This window comes from Gordonia lacunae (assembly GCF_002149015.1).
GTDB classification, from domain to species: Bacteria; Actinomycetota; Actinomycetes; order Mycobacteriales; family Mycobacteriaceae; genus Gordonia; species Gordonia lacunae.
In genome coordinates this window covers 88,694-107,435 of the sequence record NZ_NGFO01000013.1, presented here as the reverse complement: position 1 = coordinate 107,435, position 18,742 = coordinate 88,694, and the positions used below count along the sequence as shown (strand labels likewise).

General features: G+C 70.0%; 13 protein-coding genes. 11 read left to right on the top strand and 2 right to left on the bottom strand.

Features of this window, described 5'->3' with window-relative positions; translation table 11 throughout:
- Window positions 1-342 precede the first annotated feature (342 nt).
- From CA982_RS13010 to rlmB, 6 genes are all read left to right on the top strand, one after another.
- Complete coding sequence (locus CA982_RS13010; protein WP_086535734.1) at window positions 343-1,323, top strand: alpha/beta hydrolase; 981 nt, start codon at window positions 343-345, stop codon at window positions 1,321-1,323.
- Between the two features lie 87 nt (window positions 1,324-1,410).
- On the top strand, window positions 1,411-2,919 hold the full coding sequence (locus tag CA982_RS13005; protein ID WP_086535733.1) for a condensation domain-containing protein: 1,509 nt from the start codon (window positions 1,411-1,413) through the stop codon (window positions 2,917-2,919).
- Window positions 2,919-4,373: a condensation domain-containing protein gene (locus CA982_RS13000; RefSeq protein WP_086535732.1), complete on the top strand. Its 1,455-nt coding sequence runs from the start codon at window positions 2,919-2,921 to the stop codon at window positions 4,371-4,373. The genes CA982_RS13005 and CA982_RS13000 overlap by 1 nt, the downstream gene beginning before the upstream one ends.
- A complete protein-coding gene (locus tag CA982_RS12995) occupies window positions 4,370-5,716 on the top strand; it encodes a condensation domain-containing protein (protein WP_086535731.1) in 1,347 nt (448 codons plus the stop codon). The genes CA982_RS13000 and CA982_RS12995 overlap by 4 nt, the downstream gene beginning before the upstream one ends.
- Window positions 5,717-5,779: 63 nt before the next feature.
- Window positions 5,780-7,171 (top strand): cysteine--tRNA ligase, encoded by a 1,392-nt coding sequence (cysS, locus tag CA982_RS12990; RefSeq protein WP_086535730.1) that lies wholly within the window; start codon window positions 5,780-5,782, stop codon window positions 7,169-7,171.
- On the top strand, window positions 7,171-8,121 hold the full coding sequence (gene rlmB, locus CA982_RS12985; RefSeq protein WP_086535729.1) for a 23S rRNA (guanosine(2251)-2'-O)-methyltransferase RlmB: 951 nt from the start codon (window positions 7,171-7,173) through the stop codon (window positions 8,119-8,121). The genes cysS and rlmB overlap by 1 nt, the downstream gene beginning before the upstream one ends.
- A gap of 15 nt (window positions 8,122-8,136) precedes the next feature.
- Here the strand turns inward: rlmB and CA982_RS12980 are convergent, their stop codons facing one another.
- Window positions 8,137-8,895, bottom strand: coding sequence for a LamB/YcsF family protein (locus tag CA982_RS12980; protein WP_086535728.1), 759 nt, complete (start codon window positions 8,893-8,895; stop codon window positions 8,137-8,139).
- A 101-nt stretch (window positions 8,896-8,996) separates the two neighbouring features.
- On the opposite strand from CA982_RS12980, the gene CA982_RS12975 reads away from it, so the two are divergent.
- Window positions 8,997-10,544: a carboxylesterase/lipase family protein gene (locus CA982_RS12975; RefSeq protein WP_086535727.1), complete on the top strand. Its 1,548-nt coding sequence runs from the start codon at window positions 8,997-8,999 to the stop codon at window positions 10,542-10,544.
- 297 nt (window positions 10,545-10,841) lie between these two features.
- On the opposite strand, the gene CA982_RS12970 is transcribed toward CA982_RS12975, so the two are convergent.
- Window positions 10,842-11,645: an alpha/beta fold hydrolase gene (locus tag CA982_RS12970; RefSeq protein ID WP_086535726.1), complete on the bottom strand. Its 804-nt coding sequence runs from the start codon at window positions 11,643-11,645 to the stop codon at window positions 10,842-10,844.
- A 245-nt stretch (window positions 11,646-11,890) separates the two neighbouring features.
- On the opposite strand from CA982_RS12970, the gene CA982_RS12965 reads away from it, so the two are divergent.
- The 4 genes from CA982_RS12965 to CA982_RS12950 all read left to right on the top strand — a co-directional run bounded on the left by CA982_RS12965 (window position 11,891) and on the right by CA982_RS12950 (window position 18,730).
- A complete protein-coding gene (locus tag CA982_RS12965; RefSeq protein ID WP_086535725.1) occupies window positions 11,891-13,867 on the top strand; it encodes a hypothetical protein in 1,977 nt (658 codons plus the stop codon).
- A gap of 167 nt (window positions 13,868-14,034) precedes the next feature.
- Window positions 14,035-15,483 (top strand): hypothetical protein, encoded by a 1,449-nt coding sequence (locus CA982_RS12960; protein WP_244176253.1) that lies wholly within the window; start codon window positions 14,035-14,037, stop codon window positions 15,481-15,483.
- Window positions 15,480-17,078 carry a glycosyltransferase gene (locus CA982_RS12955; protein ID WP_244176247.1) on the top strand — a complete coding sequence of 533 codons (1,599 nt, stop codon included), beginning with the start codon at window positions 15,480-15,482 and terminating at the stop codon, window positions 17,076-17,078. Before CA982_RS12960 ends, CA982_RS12955 begins: the two co-directional genes overlap by 4 nt.
- A complete protein-coding gene (locus tag CA982_RS12950; RefSeq protein ID WP_086535723.1) occupies window positions 17,075-18,730 on the top strand; it encodes a glycosyltransferase family 39 protein in 1,656 nt (551 codons plus the stop codon). The genes CA982_RS12955 and CA982_RS12950 overlap by 4 nt, the downstream gene beginning before the upstream one ends.
- Window positions 18,731-18,742 lie beyond the last annotated feature (12 nt).

Sequence of the window (18,742 nt, the reverse complement as noted above, 5' to 3'; positions counted from 1 at the left end):
TAAGGTAAGCCAACCCTAGGCCAGGCGACGGGTGTCGACAGTGCCCCGGACGCCGCAGGCTTCTTACCACAAGTCGCGCTGCGCCACTTGACTCATGATTGTTGAGGAGCGGTTTGCGATTGCACGATTAGCTTGCCGAACTATCAATTCGGGTTAGATCCGGTTACTGTCGTGACCATCGTGAGACCCGCCGGGGTGCTGCCATGACGTCTGTCAGCCCCGAAAGCCTTGTCAGAAGATGACTTTCCCGCAGAACTCGGAGGACGCGACGACATGACGGGTATTTCCCGCCGGACATTTCCTCGCCGCGGAACAATGCGCACCCTATTCGCAATCGGAGCAATGACAGCGACGATCGGCGTCGTCGGCCCGCTCGTTTCGGCCGGCCCCGCGACGGCCGCGCCCGCTGTCGAGCGGACCGGGGTCGAACGTTCGTTCATCGAGCGCACAGTCGCCGACGGGCCGCATCAGCACCTGGTCGACGTGTACTCCGCGTCGATGCGGAAGACGATAAAGGTCCAGGTCGTGACGCCGCGCGTAGAATCCGGGCCGCGTCCGTCGCTTTATCTGCTCGGTGGTCTCAACGAAGAGGACCCGAACAACAGCATCTGGACGCTCAAGACCGACGTGGCCGGGTTCTACGCCGACAAGAACGTCAACGTCGTCATGCCCATCGCGGGCGACGGCAGCTTCTACACCGACTGGCAGCGCGACGACCCGACCCTCGGGCGCTACAAGTGGGAGACATTTCTCACCCGGGAGTTGCCGTCCCTGATCGACGAGCGGTTCGACGGCAACGGCGTCCGCGGGATCGCCGGTCTCTCCATGGGTGCCGGCGCGGCTCTCGTGCTCGCGGTCCGGAACCCGGGCTTCTACGACGCGGTGGCGGCCTACAGCGGGTGCTTCACCACCACGGGTCCGGCGGGCCAGGCGTACCCCCGGGGGATCGTGGCGGCCTTCGGCGGCAACGCCGACAACATGTGGGGTCCGCCCACCGATCCGGCCTGGGCCGAGCACGACGTCGTCGCCAAGGCCGCGAACCTGCGGGGGTCCACCGTCTACGTCTCCACCGGCACGGGACGTGCCGGCCGGTACGACGCGCCGGGCTACCCGGGCAACGAGAACCCGACCGACCGCCAGGTCATCGGCGGCGCCATCGAGGTCGGCTCCCTCTGGTGCACGCAGCAATTGGATGCCCGGCTCGATCGGCTGAACGTTCCGGCGACCATCCGCTACATCGACCCGGGCACGCACTCATGGCCCTATTGGGTCGACCAGCAACGCGAGAGCTGGCCGACGCTCCGGCGCGGATTGGGCCTGTGAACCCCCCTGCGCCGGGCGCACTCGACGACCGCACCCGAACACCCGCGCCGACGGCGCACATAGACGACAGAAGGTAGGTGGACTGCAATGGAATACACCGAGCTGACCGACTATTCGATGCCCGGCGGCACCGTCACCGCCTGGGAGCCGCAGGTCGACGCCGAAGAATGGCAGACGGACTCCCGACAGCTGTCGTACATGCATCTCGAGCACGCCCGCCGGGCCGTGCGCGAGGGTTCGGAGTGGTACAGCCAGTGGATCGGCACGGCGTTCCGGATCGAACATCCGCTGGATCGGCAAGCCCTGTCCCGCACGATCATCGCCTGGTATCGCCGCCACGAGGCCTTCCGGACCTCGGTGCGCGTCCACGAGCCGCATCACCCGCAGGGCGACCTGACGCGCATCACCGTCGCGGCCGACGCGATCACCGTGCGCGAGCGGGGTTTCGGGGCCGACCTGCCCGCGGGTGAGGTCTCCGAACTGGTCACCGACTACTTCAACCGCACGGTCACCCCCCTCAGCTGGCCGCACTGCATCGCCGTGACGGTGGAGCCGACCGGCGACGACAGCGGGTTCCTGCTGGTGTTCGCGGCTGACCACACCGTGATGGACGCGTACACGCAGGTGTTCGCCATTCGCGAGCTCACCGCGCTCTACGCCGCCGAGGTGACCGGTGAACCGCACGCGCTCAACGAGTTCGGCAGCTACCTCGACTTCAGCGACGCCGAGCGGAGGCTCGGCGAGCAGATCGACGCGAACAACGCCGCGGTCAGCCAGTGGCGCGACTTCTTCGACGACACCCCGACCGCCGTGCAGCCCGAGCCGATCCCGCGTTTCCCGCGGTTCGAGGTCCCGTCCGACTCGCCGCGCACCATCGTCTCGGAAAGACTGCCGGAGAACGGTTTCCAGGCGACGCTGTCGCACTGGCTGCTCGATGCCGCGGAGACCAAGCGATTCGACGCGGTCTGCAAGGGTGCCGGATCGTCGATGACGGCCGGGATCTACACCGCCCTGTCGATGACCTCCGCCGCGCTGTCGGGCAGTGCCGATCTGCGGTTCATCGGACCGGTGCACACCCGGAACGCCATCGAGTGGGGCGAAGCCGTCGGCTGGTTCGTCGGCATCATCCCCGTCGCGGTCCGGCCCGGTCGCCCGGCGAAGTTCACCGATGCCCTGACCGCGGTCGCGGCGACGTCCGCGCAGTACAAGGGCGTGGGGGCGGCTCCGTTCGCGCCGGTCGCCGAATTGATCGGCGGCGATGTGACGCCTCCCGGTTTCGTCGTGTCCTACATCGATCTCCGTCATGCCGAAGGCGCGGCGGAGTGGACCCCGCGCCAGGCGCGGGTGCTGCGCAGCGCGACGCGCGACGCCGACGAGGTCTACTTCTGGATCAACCGGATCCCGACCGGCGTGAACGTGTCCGCACGATTCCCGGCCGACGAGAACGCCGGTGCCGTCGAGGTCTTCCTCTCCACGTTCCAGGCCATCCTGAAGAAGATCGTCGCCGACGGTGACTGCGAATACACCTATCGAGCGGTCGAGTCCGTGCCCGCCGGCGCGCACACCGGAGGATCGACGGCCGCTCTCGGCAGCTGATGGCCGGCGCTCTGCGGTCCGCGGTCGCGACGCCCCGGTTCGGTGCCGCGGGCTCGATGGTCGTGCCGCTCCGCGAGCACCTGTCCGGCGGTCGGACCGTCGAATGGGAACTGCGCGACGCCGAACGCGTGGGCCGTGCCGCGCAGCGGTGGGGCGACGGGGTGTCCTTCCTGCAGTCCGATCACCTCGCGACGATGGGCGACAAGCGGCGCCGCGGCGAGATCCACACCGGATTCCTGCTCGCCGCGCTGCGATTCGACGGCCCCCTCGACGAGGGCGCGATGGCCGCGGCGCTCACCGAGTTCGTCCGGCGACACGAGGAACTGCGCGCGCACTACCGGCCGGGGCCCGATGGTCCCGAACGCTGGGTGAGCGCGGCGGAGGAGTTCGTGATCGACGTCGCCGCCGCCGAGTCCCTCGTGGTGGACGACGCCGACGTCGGGTCGTGGGCGGGGCGTCGGGCATCGGAACGCGCTCGTGCCGAACTGGTTCCGGGCTCGTGGTGGGCGGCGACGGTCGACGACGCCGGCTTCACCTTCTTCGCCGCCACGGACCACGCACACGGCGACGGGTACTCGTCGGTGCTCGCCCTGGCCGAGATCACCGCGCTGTACCGCGCGCATCGGACGGGAGCCGGGTCCGATCTGCCGGACCCGGGCGCTTTCGGACCGGCGATCCTCGCCGAGCGATCCGCCGCGGCCGCGCTCACCGCGGACGACGACCGGGTGGCCGTGTGGCGGGATGCCCTGGCGGACAACGCCGGTCGCGCACCGCGGTGCCCCCTCGACCTGGGGCTCGCCGACGCCGCCCCGGCACCCGCGGTAGCCGTGGAACAATGGCTGCTCGACCCCGACGCGCTCGCGCGCTGCGATGCCCGGCTGGCGGCGACCGGTGGCGGGTTCGCCGGCCTCCTGTACGCCGCGCTGGCAGTGCGTCACCGCGAGATCACCGGGGAGTCACGGTTCTTCGTCTCCACGGTGCTGGCCACCCGCGACACCGAGACCGCGTGGACCCAGGGCTGGTTGTGCAATTTCGCGCCGATCGTCGTCGACCTCCCGGTCGCCGAGGCGGCGACGTTCGACGATGTCGTGCGCACCGCCGGGAACAGCGTGCGCGCCGCGCGCCACGCGGGATCTGCGCCCGCGCACGGGGTTCTGGCGCTACTCGCCGCCGAGGGCGCCTTCCGGGGCCTCGACGGCAGCCCGTACATGGTGTCCTACACCGATCTGGGCCGGCTGCCGATCGGTGACGACCCGGCGCTGGCGACCATGCAGACCTCGAGCGGCGTCGGACCCACCCGGAATGCCAATCTGTGGTTCACACGCACTCCCGATGGACTGGTCGTCCGATGTCATCTGCCCGACAACGAGGTCGCGCGCACGACTGTCGTCGACCACCTCGCGCGGGTCGGCGCCATCCTGAACGACTACGCGAACGAGAGGACCGAGCGGTGAAGCTCTCGAGTTCGGAGACATGGGAGGTCGAACCGGGGGAGCTGGTCCGATGGCGTCCGGTACCCGGGGGGATCTCGACGCAGGCGAGCGCGCCGGTGTCGGAGAACGAGCGGTTCCATCTGGACTCCATCGCGCAGGGGCAACCCGGCTGGATCGCGCTCACGCTCGACTTCCCCGAGCGGCTCGACCTGGGCCGGGTGGGGGAGGTGATGTCGACCGTCATCGCGCGCCACGACGTCCTGCGCAGCCACTACACCGCCACCGACGCCGGATATCAGCGACTGCTGCACGGCGGCGTCGATGTGCGGGAGGGCTCGCGCGAGGCGGATGCCGGGCTCGGCCCCGCGGCGTTCGCGGCCGCGCTGGCCGAGCGGATCACCGCGACCTGCAACCCGTTCGAGCCGCTACCGCACTTCCTGGCCGCCGTCCGGCGGGCGTCGAGCACGACACTCATCTGCGGCTTCGACCACTGCTATGTCGATGCGCGGTCGATGGCACTGCTGTCCTCGGAGATCTGCGAACTGCTCGCCGGCGCGGCGCTGGCGCCCGCGGAGTCCGGCCTGGACGCGCTGTGCCGGGTGGCCGGCGAGGAGGCGGCGGTGGCCCCCGACGACGCCCGACTGGGTGAGTGGGAACGGTTTCTCGCCGCGACCGACTGGCAGGTCCCGGAGTTCCCCGTCGACCTCGGTGTACCGGCGGGGGCCGCCGCCGACATGCGCACGATGGTGACGACCCTGCTGCCCGGCGACACGGCCCGGGCCTTCAGTTCGGAGGTCCATCGGCACGGTGGCCGGACGTACCCCGCGGTCCTCACGTGCGCGGCGAAGGCCCTCAACACCGTCGGCGGTCCCGCCGAGGTGGCGACCGTGGTGCCCACCGGAACCGGCGCCGGACCAGGATGTGTCGGCTGGTCGGTCGGCAACGCGCCGCTGCTGATCACCGCCGGCGACGATCTGTTCGAGGCGGTGCCCGTGAACACCGCCCGGCTCGCCGCAGCACTGCCGCTGGCCGAGATCGGCCTGACGCCGGTCTATGCCGCCTTCGGCCATCGACTCCGCCAACGCCGCAGCGACGTCTTCATGATGTCCTACGTCGACTACACGCGGCTGCCCGGTCCGCATCCGGGCGTACGGGCCGAACAGGTCTCCAGTTCCAAACCCACCGACACCGCGCAGTGGTGGTTCTGGCGGGATTCCGACGGCATCCACGTCCGGGTGCGACATCCCCACACCGAGCGAGCGGTGGCGGTTCTGGCCGCGACCCTCGAGGAGATGCGGACGCTGGTCACCGCGGTCGTCGCGCGGACGGCCGAGCCGGTCGGCGTCTCCGGCGAACGTGCGTGAGGTGCGCGCACCTGCGGCTCGGGCGGTCGGTGGCCAGGTCAGGGTCCGGTAGGATTGCCGGTCGTGACCCTGCGCCTGTATGACACCGATTCCCGAGAGGTGCGCGACTTCGTGCCGCTGCACCCAGGCCAGGCGTCGGTGTACCTGTGCGGCGCGACGGTCCAGGGAGTACCCCACATCGGGCACGTCCGCAGCGGTATCGCCTTCGACATCCTGCGGCGCTGGTTGACCCACCAGGGTCTCGACGTGCTGTTCGTGCGCAACGTGACCGACATCGACGACAAGATCCTGCGGAAGGCCGCCGAGGCGGGACGGCCGTGGTGGGAGTGGGCGGCCACCCACGAGCGCGCCTTCGACGACGCCTATCGTGCGCTGGGGGTCCTGCCGCCGTCGGCCGAGCCGCGGGCCACCGGTTTCGTCACGCAGATGGTCGGCTACATGGAGCGCCTGATCGAGCGCGGCCACGCCTATGTCGCCGACGGCAACGTGTACTTCGACGTCCAGAGCCTGCCGGACTACGGTTCACTGTCCGGGCACCGGCTCGACGACGTGCACCAGGGCGAGAGCGCGGGAACCGGCAAGCGCGATCCCCGCGACTTCACCCTGTGGAAGGCGGCCAAGCCCGACGAGCCGTCGTGGCCGACGCCATGGGGACCCGGGCGGCCCGGTTGGCACCTCGAGTGCTCGGCGATGGCCACCTCACTCCTCGGTGCGGAGTTCGACATCCACTGCGGTGGGATGGACCTCATCTTCCCGCATCACGAGAACGAGATCGCGCAGGCGCATGGTGCGGGAGATCCGTTCGCGCGCTACTGGTTACACAACGGCTGGGTCACCATGGGTGGCGAGAAGATGAGCAAGTCGCTCGGCAACGTGGTGTCGATCCCGGCGATGCTGCAACGTGTCCGCGCCGTCGAGCTCCGGTACTACCTCGGCAGCGCGCACTACCGTTCCATGCTGGAGTACTCGCCGGGTGCGCTCACCGAGGCCGCCGCCGGTTACCGGCGCGTCGAGTCGTTCGTGGAACGGGTCGGTGCGCGGGCGGGCGAGGTGGTCGTCGGCGACGTCGATCCCGAGTTCGCCGCCGCGCTCGACGACGATCTGGGCGTTCCGGCCGCACTCGCGGTGGTGCACAACGTGGTTCGGCAGGGCAACACCGCGCTCGAGTCCGGCGACGGCGCCACCGCGCTGGCGGCGGCCGCCGCGGTGCGCGCGATGATGGGCATCCTGGGCGTCGACCCACTCGACGATCGGTGGGCGGGCACCGCCGACGAGTCGGCCGCCACCTCGGCGCTCGACGTGCTGGTGCGCGCGGAATTACAACGGCGGGCCGACGCGCGGGCCGCCAAGGACTGGGCGACCGCGGATGCGGTGCGGGACCGGCTGGCCGAGGCCGGCATCGAGGTCACCGACACCCCCGACGGTGCGCAATGGGCTCTGAAGGGTGAGGCGTGATGGCAGGGAATTCCAAGCGTAAGGGCGCGATCCGCAAGGACGGCACCAAGAAGGGCCAGACCGTCGGCTCGGGCGGTCAGCGCCGCCGCGGGCTCGAGGCCCGCGGTGCGACGCCGAAAGCCGTTGATCGGCCCTACCATCCGGCCCACAAGCGCGCGAAGGCCGCGTCGAAGTCGGCGACCGGTCGTGGTGGGGCGCGCGCCCGGGACGAGGGGCCCGAGTACGTCCTCGGTCGCAATCCGGTCGTGGAGTGCCTGCGCGCGGGCGTGCCGGCGACCGCGTTGTACATCGCGACCAACTCCGAACCCGACGAGCGGGTCGCCGAGGCGGTCAAGATCGCCGGCGATTCGGCGATCTCCATCCTCGAGGTCGGCAAGCCCGAACTGGATCGACTGTCCACCAACGGGATGCACCAGGGCATCGCCCTGCAGGTGCCGGAGTACCAGTACGCCCATCCGGACGACCTGATGGCCGAGGCCAAGGCGAGCGGCACCCCGCCGCTGCTGGTCGCCCTCGACAACATCACCGACCCACGCAATCTGGGAGCCGTGATCCGCTCGGTCGCGGCGTTCGGCGGACACGGCGTGGTGATCCCGGCGCGTCGCAGCGCGAGCGTGACGGCCGTCGCGTGGCGGACCAGCGCCGGTGCCGCGGCCCGACTGCCCGTCGCCCGCGCCACCAATCTCACCCGCACACTGAAGGACTGGGCCGACTCGGGTGCGCAGCTCGTCGGTCTCGACGCGGACGGTGACGTCACGCTCGACGACTACGACGGCAGCGGCCCGACCGTGATCGTGGTGGGTTCGGAGGGCAAGGGTCTGTCGCGCCTCGTGCGCGAGAGCTGCGACTCGATCCTGTCCATCCCGATGGCCGGTGATGTCGAGAGTCTGAACGCCTCGGTCGCCGCCGGCGTGGTCCTCGCCGAGTTCGCCCGCCAGCGACGCCGGTGACGTCGCCCCGGCCGGTCAGGCCGGCGTGGTGCCGATGTCGATCCCGGCCGCGGTCAGGGCCGCCCGCACGGCGCGCGCGTGCTCGACCGCACCCGGGGTGTCGCCGTGCAGGCAGACCGATCTGGCGTCCACGCCGATCCGTGTCCCGTCGATCGCGCCGATCCGCCCCGTGGTGACGAGTTCGACCACCCGGCGGGCGATCTCGTCGCTGTCGGAGAGCACCGCACCGTTGGTCCCGCGCGGCACCAGCGTGCCCTCCGGGGTGTAGGCGCGGTCGGCGAAGGCCTCGGTGATGGTGTCGAGCCCGGCGCGCGAGGCCCGGGACAGGATCTCCGATCCGGGTAGTCCCATGACGGCCAGCCCGGGGTGGACGTTCCGGACCGCCGTGACCACGGCGTCGGCCTGCTGCGCGTGGTGGACGACCGTGTTGTACAGCGCACCATGGGGTTTCACGTAGGTCACGGCGCCACCCACCGAGCGGGCAAGGGCGTCGAGCGCACCGATCTGGTAGACCAGGTCGGCGATCAGATCCGACGTCGTCATCTCCATGAACCGTCGCCCGAAGCCACTGCGATCGGGGTAGGACACCTGGGCGCCGATCCGGACCCCGGCGGCGACCGCTGCCCGGCAGGTGGCGAGCAGGTCGGCCGGGGTGCCGGCGTGGAAGCCACACGCCACGTTGGCGCTGGTGACGATTCCGAGCATCGCCGCGTCGTCGCCGACGCCCTCGCCGAGGTCGGCGTTCAGGTCGATGCGCGCCGTGGCGGAACTCATGGGGGCATTTTAGTGGGTACAGCGGTGGTCCGAGACCGGCCCGCCGACGCCGGGACGCGCGACCCGGTAGACGGAGTTCCCATTTCGTCTACGGTGGGGGTATGGCATTACTCGACAGTAAGGTGACCACCCGTAACGGCGTGGTCGAGGGCGCCCGGGGGAAACGGCTGCGCAAGGGGACCATCAGCTGGCGAGGCATCCCGTTCGCGGCACCACCGGTGGCTCACCGCCGCTTCCGCGCCCCGGAGCCGGCCCACGACTGGCCCGGCGTGCGCGACTGCACGAAGGTGGCAACGGCGGCGATCCAGGAGAAGCGGTTCACCGCCATCGCGCCCGGCAAGTTCGCGCCGATGGCCGAGGACTGCCTGACGCTGAACGTCTACTCGCCCGACGTCACCTCGTCGGCGCCGCGGCCGGTGATGGTGTTCATCCACGGCGGCGCCTTCATCCTCGGCACGGCGGCCACCCCGCTGTACGACGGGGCCTTCCTGGCCCGTTCCCAGGACGTCGTCGTGGTGACGATCCAGTACCGGTTCGGTCCGTTCGGCTTCCTCGACCTCGGCCAGTTCGCCACCGACGACCGGCCGTTCGACTCCAACGTCGGCCTCCGCGACCAGATCGCGGCACTGCAGTGGGTCCAGGACAACATCGAGGCCTTCGGCGGCGACGCGGGGAACGTCACCATCTTCGGCGAGAGCGCCGGGGGATCGTCGGTGCTGTCCCTGCTGTCGGCCCCGTCGACGACCGGGCTCTACCACCACGCCATCGCGCAGAGTCCTGCTCCGGAACTGATCGTCGAGCCGGACGCCGCGACGATCTACGCGGACGAATTCGTCCGGCTGCTGCGTGACCCGCAGCGTCGTGCCACCTCGCTCGAGCGCGACGAACCGCCGGTCGACACCGTCCATGCGCAGCGCCTGCTCACCTCGCCCAACCCGGCGTTGCTGCTGGCGGCGGGGAACCGGCTGATGCGGTTCGCCGCGAAGACCGCCGGTGGTGCGATCCCGTTCGCGCCGGTGATCGACGGCGACCTCCTGCCGCGGTCGCCGCTGGCCGCCGCCGCGGGCGGGCTGACCCAGCCGGTGCCGCTCGTGATCGGCAGCAACCGCGACGAGGGCAAGCTGTTCGCCAAACTGTGGAACGTGCTGCCCGACGCCGAACGCACGCTGATGCGGGTGGAGGACGACGAGGTCCGCCGCGAGATCGCCTCGCACTACGAGGACGGCGACCGCGACCGCATCCGGCTGGCCGGGGACTCGATCTTCTGGGCGCCGATGAGTGCCTTCGCCGACGGACACAGCGCGGTGGCGCCGACATACGTGTACCGCTACGACTATCGGACGAAGGTCCTCGAGGCCACGGGCTTCGGGGCCACCCACGCCACCGAACTGTTCAGCGTGTTCGGCGCCTACCGGGCGCCGATGGGTGCGGGTCTCGCCCTCGCCGACTGGCCGGCCACCGGTCGGGTCACCAAGAACGTCCAGACCCGCTGGGGCGGGTTCGCCCGCACCGGCGATCCCGGGTTCGGCTGGCCCGCCTTCACGACCGTCGACCGCAAGGTCCTCGTCCTCGACGACCCCGACCACGTCGAGGCCGACCCGGACACCCTGCGCCGCCAGGCGTGGTACCGCGTGCATTCACCGGCCTGACCCTTCGTGGCTCGTCGCTGCGCTCCTCGCACCTCAGGGAGCGGGGGTGGTCGCTTGCGCTCCTCGCACCTCAGGGAGCGGGGGTGGTCGCTTGCGCTCCTCGCACCTCAGGGAGCGGGGGGTGGTCGCTTGCGCTCCTCGCACCTCAGGGAGCGGGGGTGGTCGCTTGCGCTCCTCGCACCTCAGGGAGCCGGGGTGGTCGCTTGCGCTCCTCGCACCTCAGGGAGCGGGGGTGGTCGCTTGCGCTCCTCGCACCTCAGGGAGCGGGGGCGTGTGGTTCTCTCAAGACAAAGGGGGTCAGCCGAACTCCCACACCGACGGTGGGTCGGCGGCGAGGAACGACAGGACGAGCGGGTTGAACAACTCGGGTGACTCCACCGGCAGGATGTGGGTGCCCGGGAGGACCGCCAACCGTCCGCGCGGCAACGTCCGGGCGAGTTCCAGCGCGTGCTCGAGGCGGACGAGGCCCCGGTCGGCGACCACCACGAGCGTCGGCACCTCGACCCCGGCGAACGCCGCGATCTCGCATTCGGGTTCGGTCGTCAGCATCCGGACCGCCTTGTCGAAGACCGCGTCGAAGTGCTCCGGCCCGTCGGGTGACGTGGTGTCGTAGTAGATGCGCAGGTAGTCCACCGTGACCGGGTCGCGCCGCGTCACCTGGTCGATGAAGGCGTCGGCGGCCCGGCCGGCGGCGTTGAGGTAGCCGCCGACGAACACCAGCCGGTGAACCAGGTCCGGACGCTCGCGGGCGACGAGCAGCGCGACCGCGGCACCGTCGGCCCACCCCACCAGATGGGCCGGCCGCCCCACGACGGTCTCGAGATAGACGATCGTGCGTTCGACGATCCGCTGGAGGCTGAAGTCACCCGGGAGGTCGGGACTGTGACCGTGACCGGACCGTTCGGGCACGAACAGGTGCCGACCGGCGTCGAGGAACGCGGGGATCTGGGTCCCCCACGAGGACGCCGAGGCGAACAACCCGTGGAGCAGCACGGTCGGCGGACCGTACGCCTCCCCGGCGGTGAAGTGCCAGATGGTCGCGTCGGCGATGTCGACGTAGACACCGCCGTCGACGTGTTCGCCGGCGTGAACCTGTCGCATCGCGCTCCCTCGAGTTCGCCGGACTCCTCGACCTGCAGGACATGGTCCCAGAGTCGGGAGGTGGTTCGGGGCGTCGTTCGCGAATCGAAACGGCATCGATCCGTCGGGGCGCCCGCCGCCGACCGTCGGCCCGCGGGCAAAGCGGCAGCCCGGTTGAGCGAAAATATGTGCCGACTCGTCTGGTGCGATAGGTTTCCTACGGGGCGGTACCGGGTCGGGAACGGGGGTCACTCGAAGGGTGACATATGCACGTGTCCTTGGGATCTCAAGAGAGGGGATCTCACGCGACGGGATCTCGCGCGCGCCGGCGCGGGCCGGCGGTACTGCTGGCCGGCCTGTTGCTGGCCGGCATCGCTTCGGTGGGGGCGTGGACGTCCCCGCAGGCCGACGCGGCGCCGGGTGATCCGCCTGCGCCGCTGAGCCTTCGCGATCTCGGCTCGTCGACGACCATCGCGTTCCCGGGACAGCAGGGCGAGGTGAGCCTGTCGCTCGCCGTACCGCCGAATCTCACGCCGACCGAGTTGCGCGGTGTCACGCAGTATCCCGCGTTCGTCACCGGTGGGACCATCGACGTCCTGCAGGAGAACCGGCTGATCTCCCGGACGCCGATCAATCCGACTGTCAACTCGCCGATCTCGCTGTCACTACGCGGAGTGCGCGTGGAGCGCAACGCCGCCGACATCGTGCTCCGGACCTATCTGCGCACCGCAGGCTCGTGCCTGTTCGACCCGGACTCGGGGCTGCGCATCCAGAACGCCACCGCCACCTACGGCGGCCGGGAGGCGGAACCGAACAGCGTCGCCGAATTCCTGCCGCCGATCCTCCGCAAGCTGACCATCTATGTGCCCGACGACGTCCGGCCCGCCGAAGGCGCTGCGGCAGTCTCGCTCGCGACCGCGGTGGTCGCCAACTACGGCGCCGCGACGGTGGAGATCGAGACGGACTCGCTGCCGCGCACCGCCGCCGCGCCCACCACGCAGATCGAACCGCTGGAACGCCAGGTGATCATCAACTCCGATCTGCCCGCCGGACTCAGCCTGGGTCGCGGTGCAGGGTGGCCGGTGCTGCGTATCGGTGGCAGCGAGGACGACCTCGCGACGCAGGTCGAGTTCCTCACCTCCGACCTGTCGTCGATCGCCGTCAGCTCCGCGGCGGTCGCCGGACCGCCGTTCGCCGCACCGCAACTCGCGCCGGAGGTCACCACCCTCGCCGAACTCGGTGTGGGAGACCAGCGCGTCTCCGCGACGGGCTGGCCGACCATCTCGTTCGGGATCGACCAGACCCGCCTGGGACGGCCGTCCAAGAACATCCGGATGCAGTTGAAGGGCACCTACACTCCGATGGGCGGCCAGATCGCGGTGTCGATCGGTGACCGGGTGATCGCCTCCTGGCCCGCGGACGCCTCCGGCAGTTATGACTCCTGGGTCGATGTTCCCGCCGACCTGCTCACGCGCTACACCGAGGTCACCGTCACCTACAACCACGGCGACGTCGGCGAACAATGTGGAACGGGGGTGCGCAGTTCGCTGAGCCTGGACTCGTCCGGCGAGGTGCGATCCGAGGTCGCCGACCCGCCGACGCCGTCCGGCTTCGCGTCGTTGCCGCAGGCCCTGATGCCGCGGAACTCGCTGGCCTGGACGACCGGTGACGTCGACGATGTGGCCCGCGCCGTGGCGCTGATGTCCGGCCTGCAGCGACTGTCGGCGGTGCGCCTCGGCGTCGACGTGGTGCCGCTCGACGAGGCGATGTCGGCGTCCGCGCCGGCCGTCGTCATCGCCGCCGACGGCCAGGGACTGCCCGAACTCTCGCTTCCGGTGACCGCCGACGGCGGCACGGTCTCGGTGCTCGACCCCGACGGTCGGCGCGCCGAGGTCCTGCTGTCGCCGACCGTGCGCTTCGGTTCGCTGCAGGTGGCGCGCGACGCCGGGCGCACGGTGCTGGTCGCGACCTCGACCCGGGACCCTGCCGACCTCGACGCCCTGCTCGACTGGCTGGCCGCCGATCCCGATCGGTGGCCGTCGCTGAACGGTGACGCCCTGCTGCAGGTGTCCGGGCAGGAACCGGTGCTGGTGGTCGATGACGATGCCCAGGACTCGGAATCGCCGTCGGACGGCGCGTCGTGGGTGGCGTTCGCCGTCGTCGGGGTCGGCATCGTGGTGGTGGCGGCCGTCGCCGCGACCCTCGTCCTGCGCCGTCGCCGACAACGGACCGCCGAGAGCTGATCGGCGTGCCCGAGGCTTCCGCGACGGCCGCGGCGCAGACCCCGGAACCGCAGACCCCGGACCCGGGGCCGGCTGCGTCGACGAGCGCGGTCACCACGCTCGTCGGCGTCGTCACGCGCCGCAAGCCGGAGAAGCCGCCTGCGGTGTTCGCCGACCACCCGGGGCGGATGGTCGCGCTGCGGTGGGTGTTCCTGATCGGCTGCACGGTGCTCGGGTTCTGGAACACCGTCGTGGCGGTCGTCGACGAACTCGTGGCCCAGACCCTGATCCTGTACGTGCCGGTGCTCGTGGTCCTCGCGCTGATCGCGGTCATCGGTGTCTCGTGGCGCGACTTCGAGGAACTGCCGATCTACGACCGGCAGACCGATGTCATCGTCGGCATGGTGGTGCTGATCCTGGCGCTGGCCATGAAGTATCTGGTCAATCCGCGGTATGCGCGCGCCTATCTGACGACCCACATGGATCTGCTCGCGTTGTGGCTGTTCGTCTTCGGGGCGGCGGTCATGCTGTTCGGCCTGCGACCGGTGGCGCGCTACCGGTGGGTGTGGTTGCTGTTCGTCCTGATCTTCCCGCCCCCGGTCCGCGCGACGGTGCTCCTGATGGGCGGCACCTCGCTGGCCGCGGGCTTCGTCCTGGTGCTGATGGCCGTCGGTGCGACCGCCATCGCCGTGGGCCGGACCTGGCGCCGGAAGCTGTTGGCGGCGTTGCTGGCCGGCGGGGTCGGGCTGGTCGCGTTGTTCGTCTTCGCCGCCCTCGACGCGCCCCGGAACGTGGTGGTGCCGTATCCGGCGTTGATCGCCGCGCTCGCGACGTCGGCGTACATGCTCGTCGACTACCGGCGTCGAGGCGGACGACGGTGGGCGCCGCCGGTCGCCGGCCAGATCAGTCCGCCGAAGGTCGCGTTCGTGGGTCGCCCCGGTCTGGTGGTGCTCCTCGTGGCGATCCTGCTGGCGCTGTGCCCCACCCCGCCGGTCGGCAGCATCTATCAGAGCAACCGGTATGCGCAGCTGGGCATCGGTGAGCCGCTGGTGGTCCCACCCGGCTGGCGGCAGGAGTCCGTCGGCGCCTACGGCTGGGTCTCTCGTCTCTACGGACCGGGCTCGGTGCTGATCCGGCAGGTCATGCTGCAGACGCGGGGAAACCGCGCCTTCGACAAGTTCGCCCGCCCCCGACGGGTGGTCGTCGACAGTGTCGACAGCAGGCGACCGCTGGTCCTCGACGTCTACCCGGACATCTTCCGGTACGACCTGTCCGACGAGCGGTCGAGCCTGCCCGTCGAGGTCGACCTGTCGAACGGGGTGCGCGGTCGCCTGTGGAGCGTGGTCGACGACGAGCGTTATCTCACCTACACGGTGTTGTCGTGGCGGTGGAACAACGGCAACCGCACGCAGCAGATCATGCTGTGGGCGGTCGACAACCACGAGCCCGAGGCCTATTTCCCGGAACCGCGCATCACCATCCTGGCGAACATGAACTCGCTGATGGCGATCCTGTTGCGGGGGAACTCGGTGTTGCTGGACACCGACCCGCAGCTCAAGGACCGGGACCTGCTCGTGGGGCTGGCCGGCGGACTCATCCGCTCCCAGCTCGGCGCCGGGGTAGGGCCGGCGCGATGAGCATCGACGAGGCGAACAGCACCGGGCCGAACAACACCGGGCCGAACAACACCGGCGCCGGCAGCGATGCCGACGCGCCGGGAGTCGCGCGCGGTACACGGCCGACGCGCCCGGTGCCGGAGTTGCTCGCCGACCCGGACTATCGCGCGCAGGCCCTCGAAGACGCCGTCAACCGGCTGCGCAACGCCGACGAGGACATGTCGGCCTCGGTGGCCTTCAGCCGAATACAGAAGATCATCGGCTTCACGCTGCTCGGCATCATCGCCGTCGCGATGGTGATCGAACCGGTCGGCACCTGCGCGACCCTGGTGTCGATCGCCATCGTCGGGTACGTGGTCACGATCGCCGACCGCCTGGTGATCTTCCGGCGCGGACTGGTCAACGGCGCCATTCAGGTCTCCGACGAGGAGGCCCGGTCCATCCCGGACGACGAGTTGCCCGCCTACACCGTGTTCGTCCCCGCCTACGGCGAGCCGGAAGTGGTGGGGCAACTGGTGGCCGCGATGGAGACGATCGAGTACCCGCGGGACAAGCTGCAGGTCCTGTTGCTCCTGGAGGAGGACGACGAGCCGACGATCGAGGCGGCGCGCGGGGTCGAGGAGAACGGGATCGTCACGGTCGTCCTGACACCGCCGGCCCAGCCGCGGACCAAGCCCAAGGCGTGCAACTACGGCATGCACTTCGCGACCGGCGACATCGTCACGATCTTCGACGCCGAGGACAAGCCCGACCCGCTGCAGCTGCGTCGGGCGGTCCACGTGCTCAACAACTCCGGCGACGACTCGGTGGTCTGCGTCCAGGGGAAGCTGAGCTTCCACAACGTGCGCGACAACATGCTCACCGAGTGGTTCACCGCCGACTACGGCATCTGGTTCGGGTTCCTGCTCCCCGGCATGATGGTCAGCCGGGCGCCGATCCCGTTGGGCGGCACGTCGAATCACTTCAGGCGCGATGTCCTCGACACCATCGGCGCCTGGGACCCGTACAACGTGACCGAGGACGCCGACCTCGGTGTCCGCATCGCCGACCACGGATATCGCACCCTCGTGCTCGACTCGGTCACGATGGAAGAGGCCAACGTCGACGCCATCAACTGGGTCCGCCAGCGATCCCGTTGGTACAAGGGCTACATGCAGACGTGGCTCGTCCACATGCGTCATCCGGTCAAGCTGTGGCACATCCTCGGGCCCGTCGCGTTCGCGCGTTTCACGTTGCTGATCGCCGGGACGCCGGTCATCGCCTGTCTGAACATGGTCTTCTGGCTGATCCTGGCGCTGTGGATCGGCGGACAGCCACCGGTCGTCACCGAGCTGTTCCCCGGGCCCATCTACTACCTGTCGCTCATCTCGCTGTTGCTGGGCAACGGTGCCGCGCTGTACATGAACCTCGTCGCGATCCGCGAGGACGACCGCAGCGAGCTGCTCGGCTCGGCGCTCCTGATCCCGCTGTACTGGCTGATGATGAGCGTCGCCGCGATCAAGGGCATGTGGCAGATCCTGGTCAATCCGTCCTACTGGGAGAAGACCTTCCACGGCCTGTCGACCAGCAGTTCGCCGGAACCCGCGGACGAGTCCGAGAAGCCGGAGCCGACGTGACCCGCCGCGTCCCGGCCTCGGTGCTCATCTTCCTCGCGACGTGGATTCCGTATCTCGTGATCGGCGTCTACCTCGCCGCCGAGGTGCAGCTGTTCTTCGGTGACGCGCTGTCGAGGGTCCAGTCGGCACAGAGCGTCCTGTTCAGCCGGACACCGCATCTGGCCGCGATCGGCTTCGTCTTCACCCCGCTCACCGCCATCGTCCAGCTGCCCCTGACCGCGCTCACCCCCTGGATTCCGGAGATGACCACGCAGGCGCTCTCGGCCGTGATCATGTCGTCGGCGTTCATGGCCGGCTCGGTGGTCCAGGCGTCGGGCATCGCGCGCGACCAGGGCCTGCGGCCGCTGGTGGCAGGTACGTTCACCGTCTTCTACGCGATCAACCCGATGATCGTCCTCTACGCCGCCAACGGGATGAGCGAGGCGCCGTACCTCTTCTTCCTCGCGTGGGCCTCCCGTCGGCTGATCCGGTGGGTCTCCTCCGACGACGTCCACGAACTCGTCGTCGCCGGCATCGCGCTCGGGCTGTCGTACCTCACCCGCTACGACGGCGGAGCCGCCGCACTCGCCGCGGCGTTCGTCGTGGGCTGGGTGACCTACTCGCGCCGCGACCGTCGAAAACGGGTGTCGCGCACGCTGCTCGACATCACCCTGATCCTGGCCCCCAGTGCGCTGGCCTTCCTGGCCTGGGCGGCGGCCGGATGGCTGATCACCGGGGACGCCTTCGCGCAGTTCACCTCCGAGTACGGCAACGCCGCGATCATCGCGCAGTCCGGTGGTAGCGGCTCGTCGACGACCGGGGACGCGATCAGGTTCTCGATGACGGAGATGTTCATCCTCGCCCCGTTGTTGCCGGTACTGATCGTCGGGCTGATCGGCGTGCGCGCCCGGCGCCACCGGCTCACCCCGCTGTTGCCTGCGCTCCTGATCCTGGCGGTGCTCGCCTTCCAGGTGTTCGGCTATTCGCGCGGCTCGACCTTCGGCTTCCTGCGCTTCTACATGACGGTCATCCTGCTCGCGGCCGTCGTCGCCCTGATGTCGATCCCGCTCCGGCGACAGGTCCCGATGCGGCGAGAGGGAGCCCACGCCGACATCCTGCTGCCGCGCCCCTATGCGTCGCGGTGGGGGTACAAGATCGCCGCGACCATCGTGATCGTGGTGGTGGCCACCGCGATCCCGGTCACCGCCGTCGGGATGACATCGCCGAAGTACGCGCCGCAGGAGTTCGCGCTCGGGTCGGTGGTCGATCCGCGTCCGGACTCGGTGGACCAGAAGTACCTCGACGAACAGCGGATCGTCCGGTCGTTCTCCACCGAGCGGGCGCTCGCGCAGTACCTCGACGGCATGGACCTGCCCGACGGAGCGGTCCTGTGCGACACCGTGTACGGCTTCGCGGTGGTGGTCCAGTCGACCCGGCCACGCCAGTTCGTCATCCCGTCGGATCGCGACTTCGCGCAGCTGCTCAACGACCCGGTCGGTGGTGGCGTGCAGTACTTCCTCACCGTCCCACCGACCGGCCGGGGACTGGCCGACGCGATCAACCAGCGCTATCCGACCATCTACGAGAACGGCGCCCAGCTCGGTGTTCTCATGCTCGAGGCGCGCAATCAGGGTGCGGATCTACCGGACTGGCGCCTGTACCGGCTCGTGTGACCGACTGTCCGG

What these genes read in the sequence shown, in the direction of transcription:
- CA982_RS12975 (WP_086535727.1), top strand. Translation starts at nt 8,997, where the DNA reads ATGGCATTACTCGACAGTAAGGTGACCACCCGTAACGGCGTGGTCGAG.
- CA982_RS13010 (WP_086535734.1), top strand. Translation starts at nt 343, where the DNA reads ATGACAGCGACGATCGGCGTCGTCGGCCCGCTCGTTTCGGCCGGCCCC.
- CA982_RS12960 (WP_244176253.1), top strand. Translation starts at nt 14,035, where the DNA reads ATGGTCGCGCTGCGGTGGGTGTTCCTGATCGGCTGCACGGTGCTCGGG.
- rlmB (WP_086535729.1), top strand. Translation starts at nt 7,171, where the DNA reads ATGGCAGGGAATTCCAAGCGTAAGGGCGCGATCCGCAAGGACGGCACC.
- CA982_RS12970 (WP_086535726.1), bottom strand. Translation starts at nt 11,645, where the DNA reads ATGCGACAGGTTCACGCCGGCGAACACGTCGACGGCGGTGTCTACGTC.
- CA982_RS12980 (WP_086535728.1), bottom strand. Translation starts at nt 8,895, where the DNA reads ATGAGTTCCGCCACGGCGCGCATCGACCTGAACGCCGACCTCGGCGAG.
- CA982_RS13005 (WP_086535733.1), top strand. Translation starts at nt 1,411, where the DNA reads ATGGAATACACCGAGCTGACCGACTATTCGATGCCCGGCGGCACCGTC.
- CA982_RS13000 (WP_086535732.1), top strand. Translation starts at nt 2,919, where the DNA reads ATGGCCGGCGCTCTGCGGTCCGCGGTCGCGACGCCCCGGTTCGGTGCC.
- CA982_RS12965 (WP_086535725.1), top strand. Translation starts at nt 11,891, where the DNA reads ATGCACGTGTCCTTGGGATCTCAAGAGAGGGGATCTCACGCGACGGGA.
- CA982_RS12955 (WP_244176247.1), top strand. Translation starts at nt 15,480, where the DNA reads ATGAGCATCGACGAGGCGAACAGCACCGGGCCGAACAACACCGGGCCG.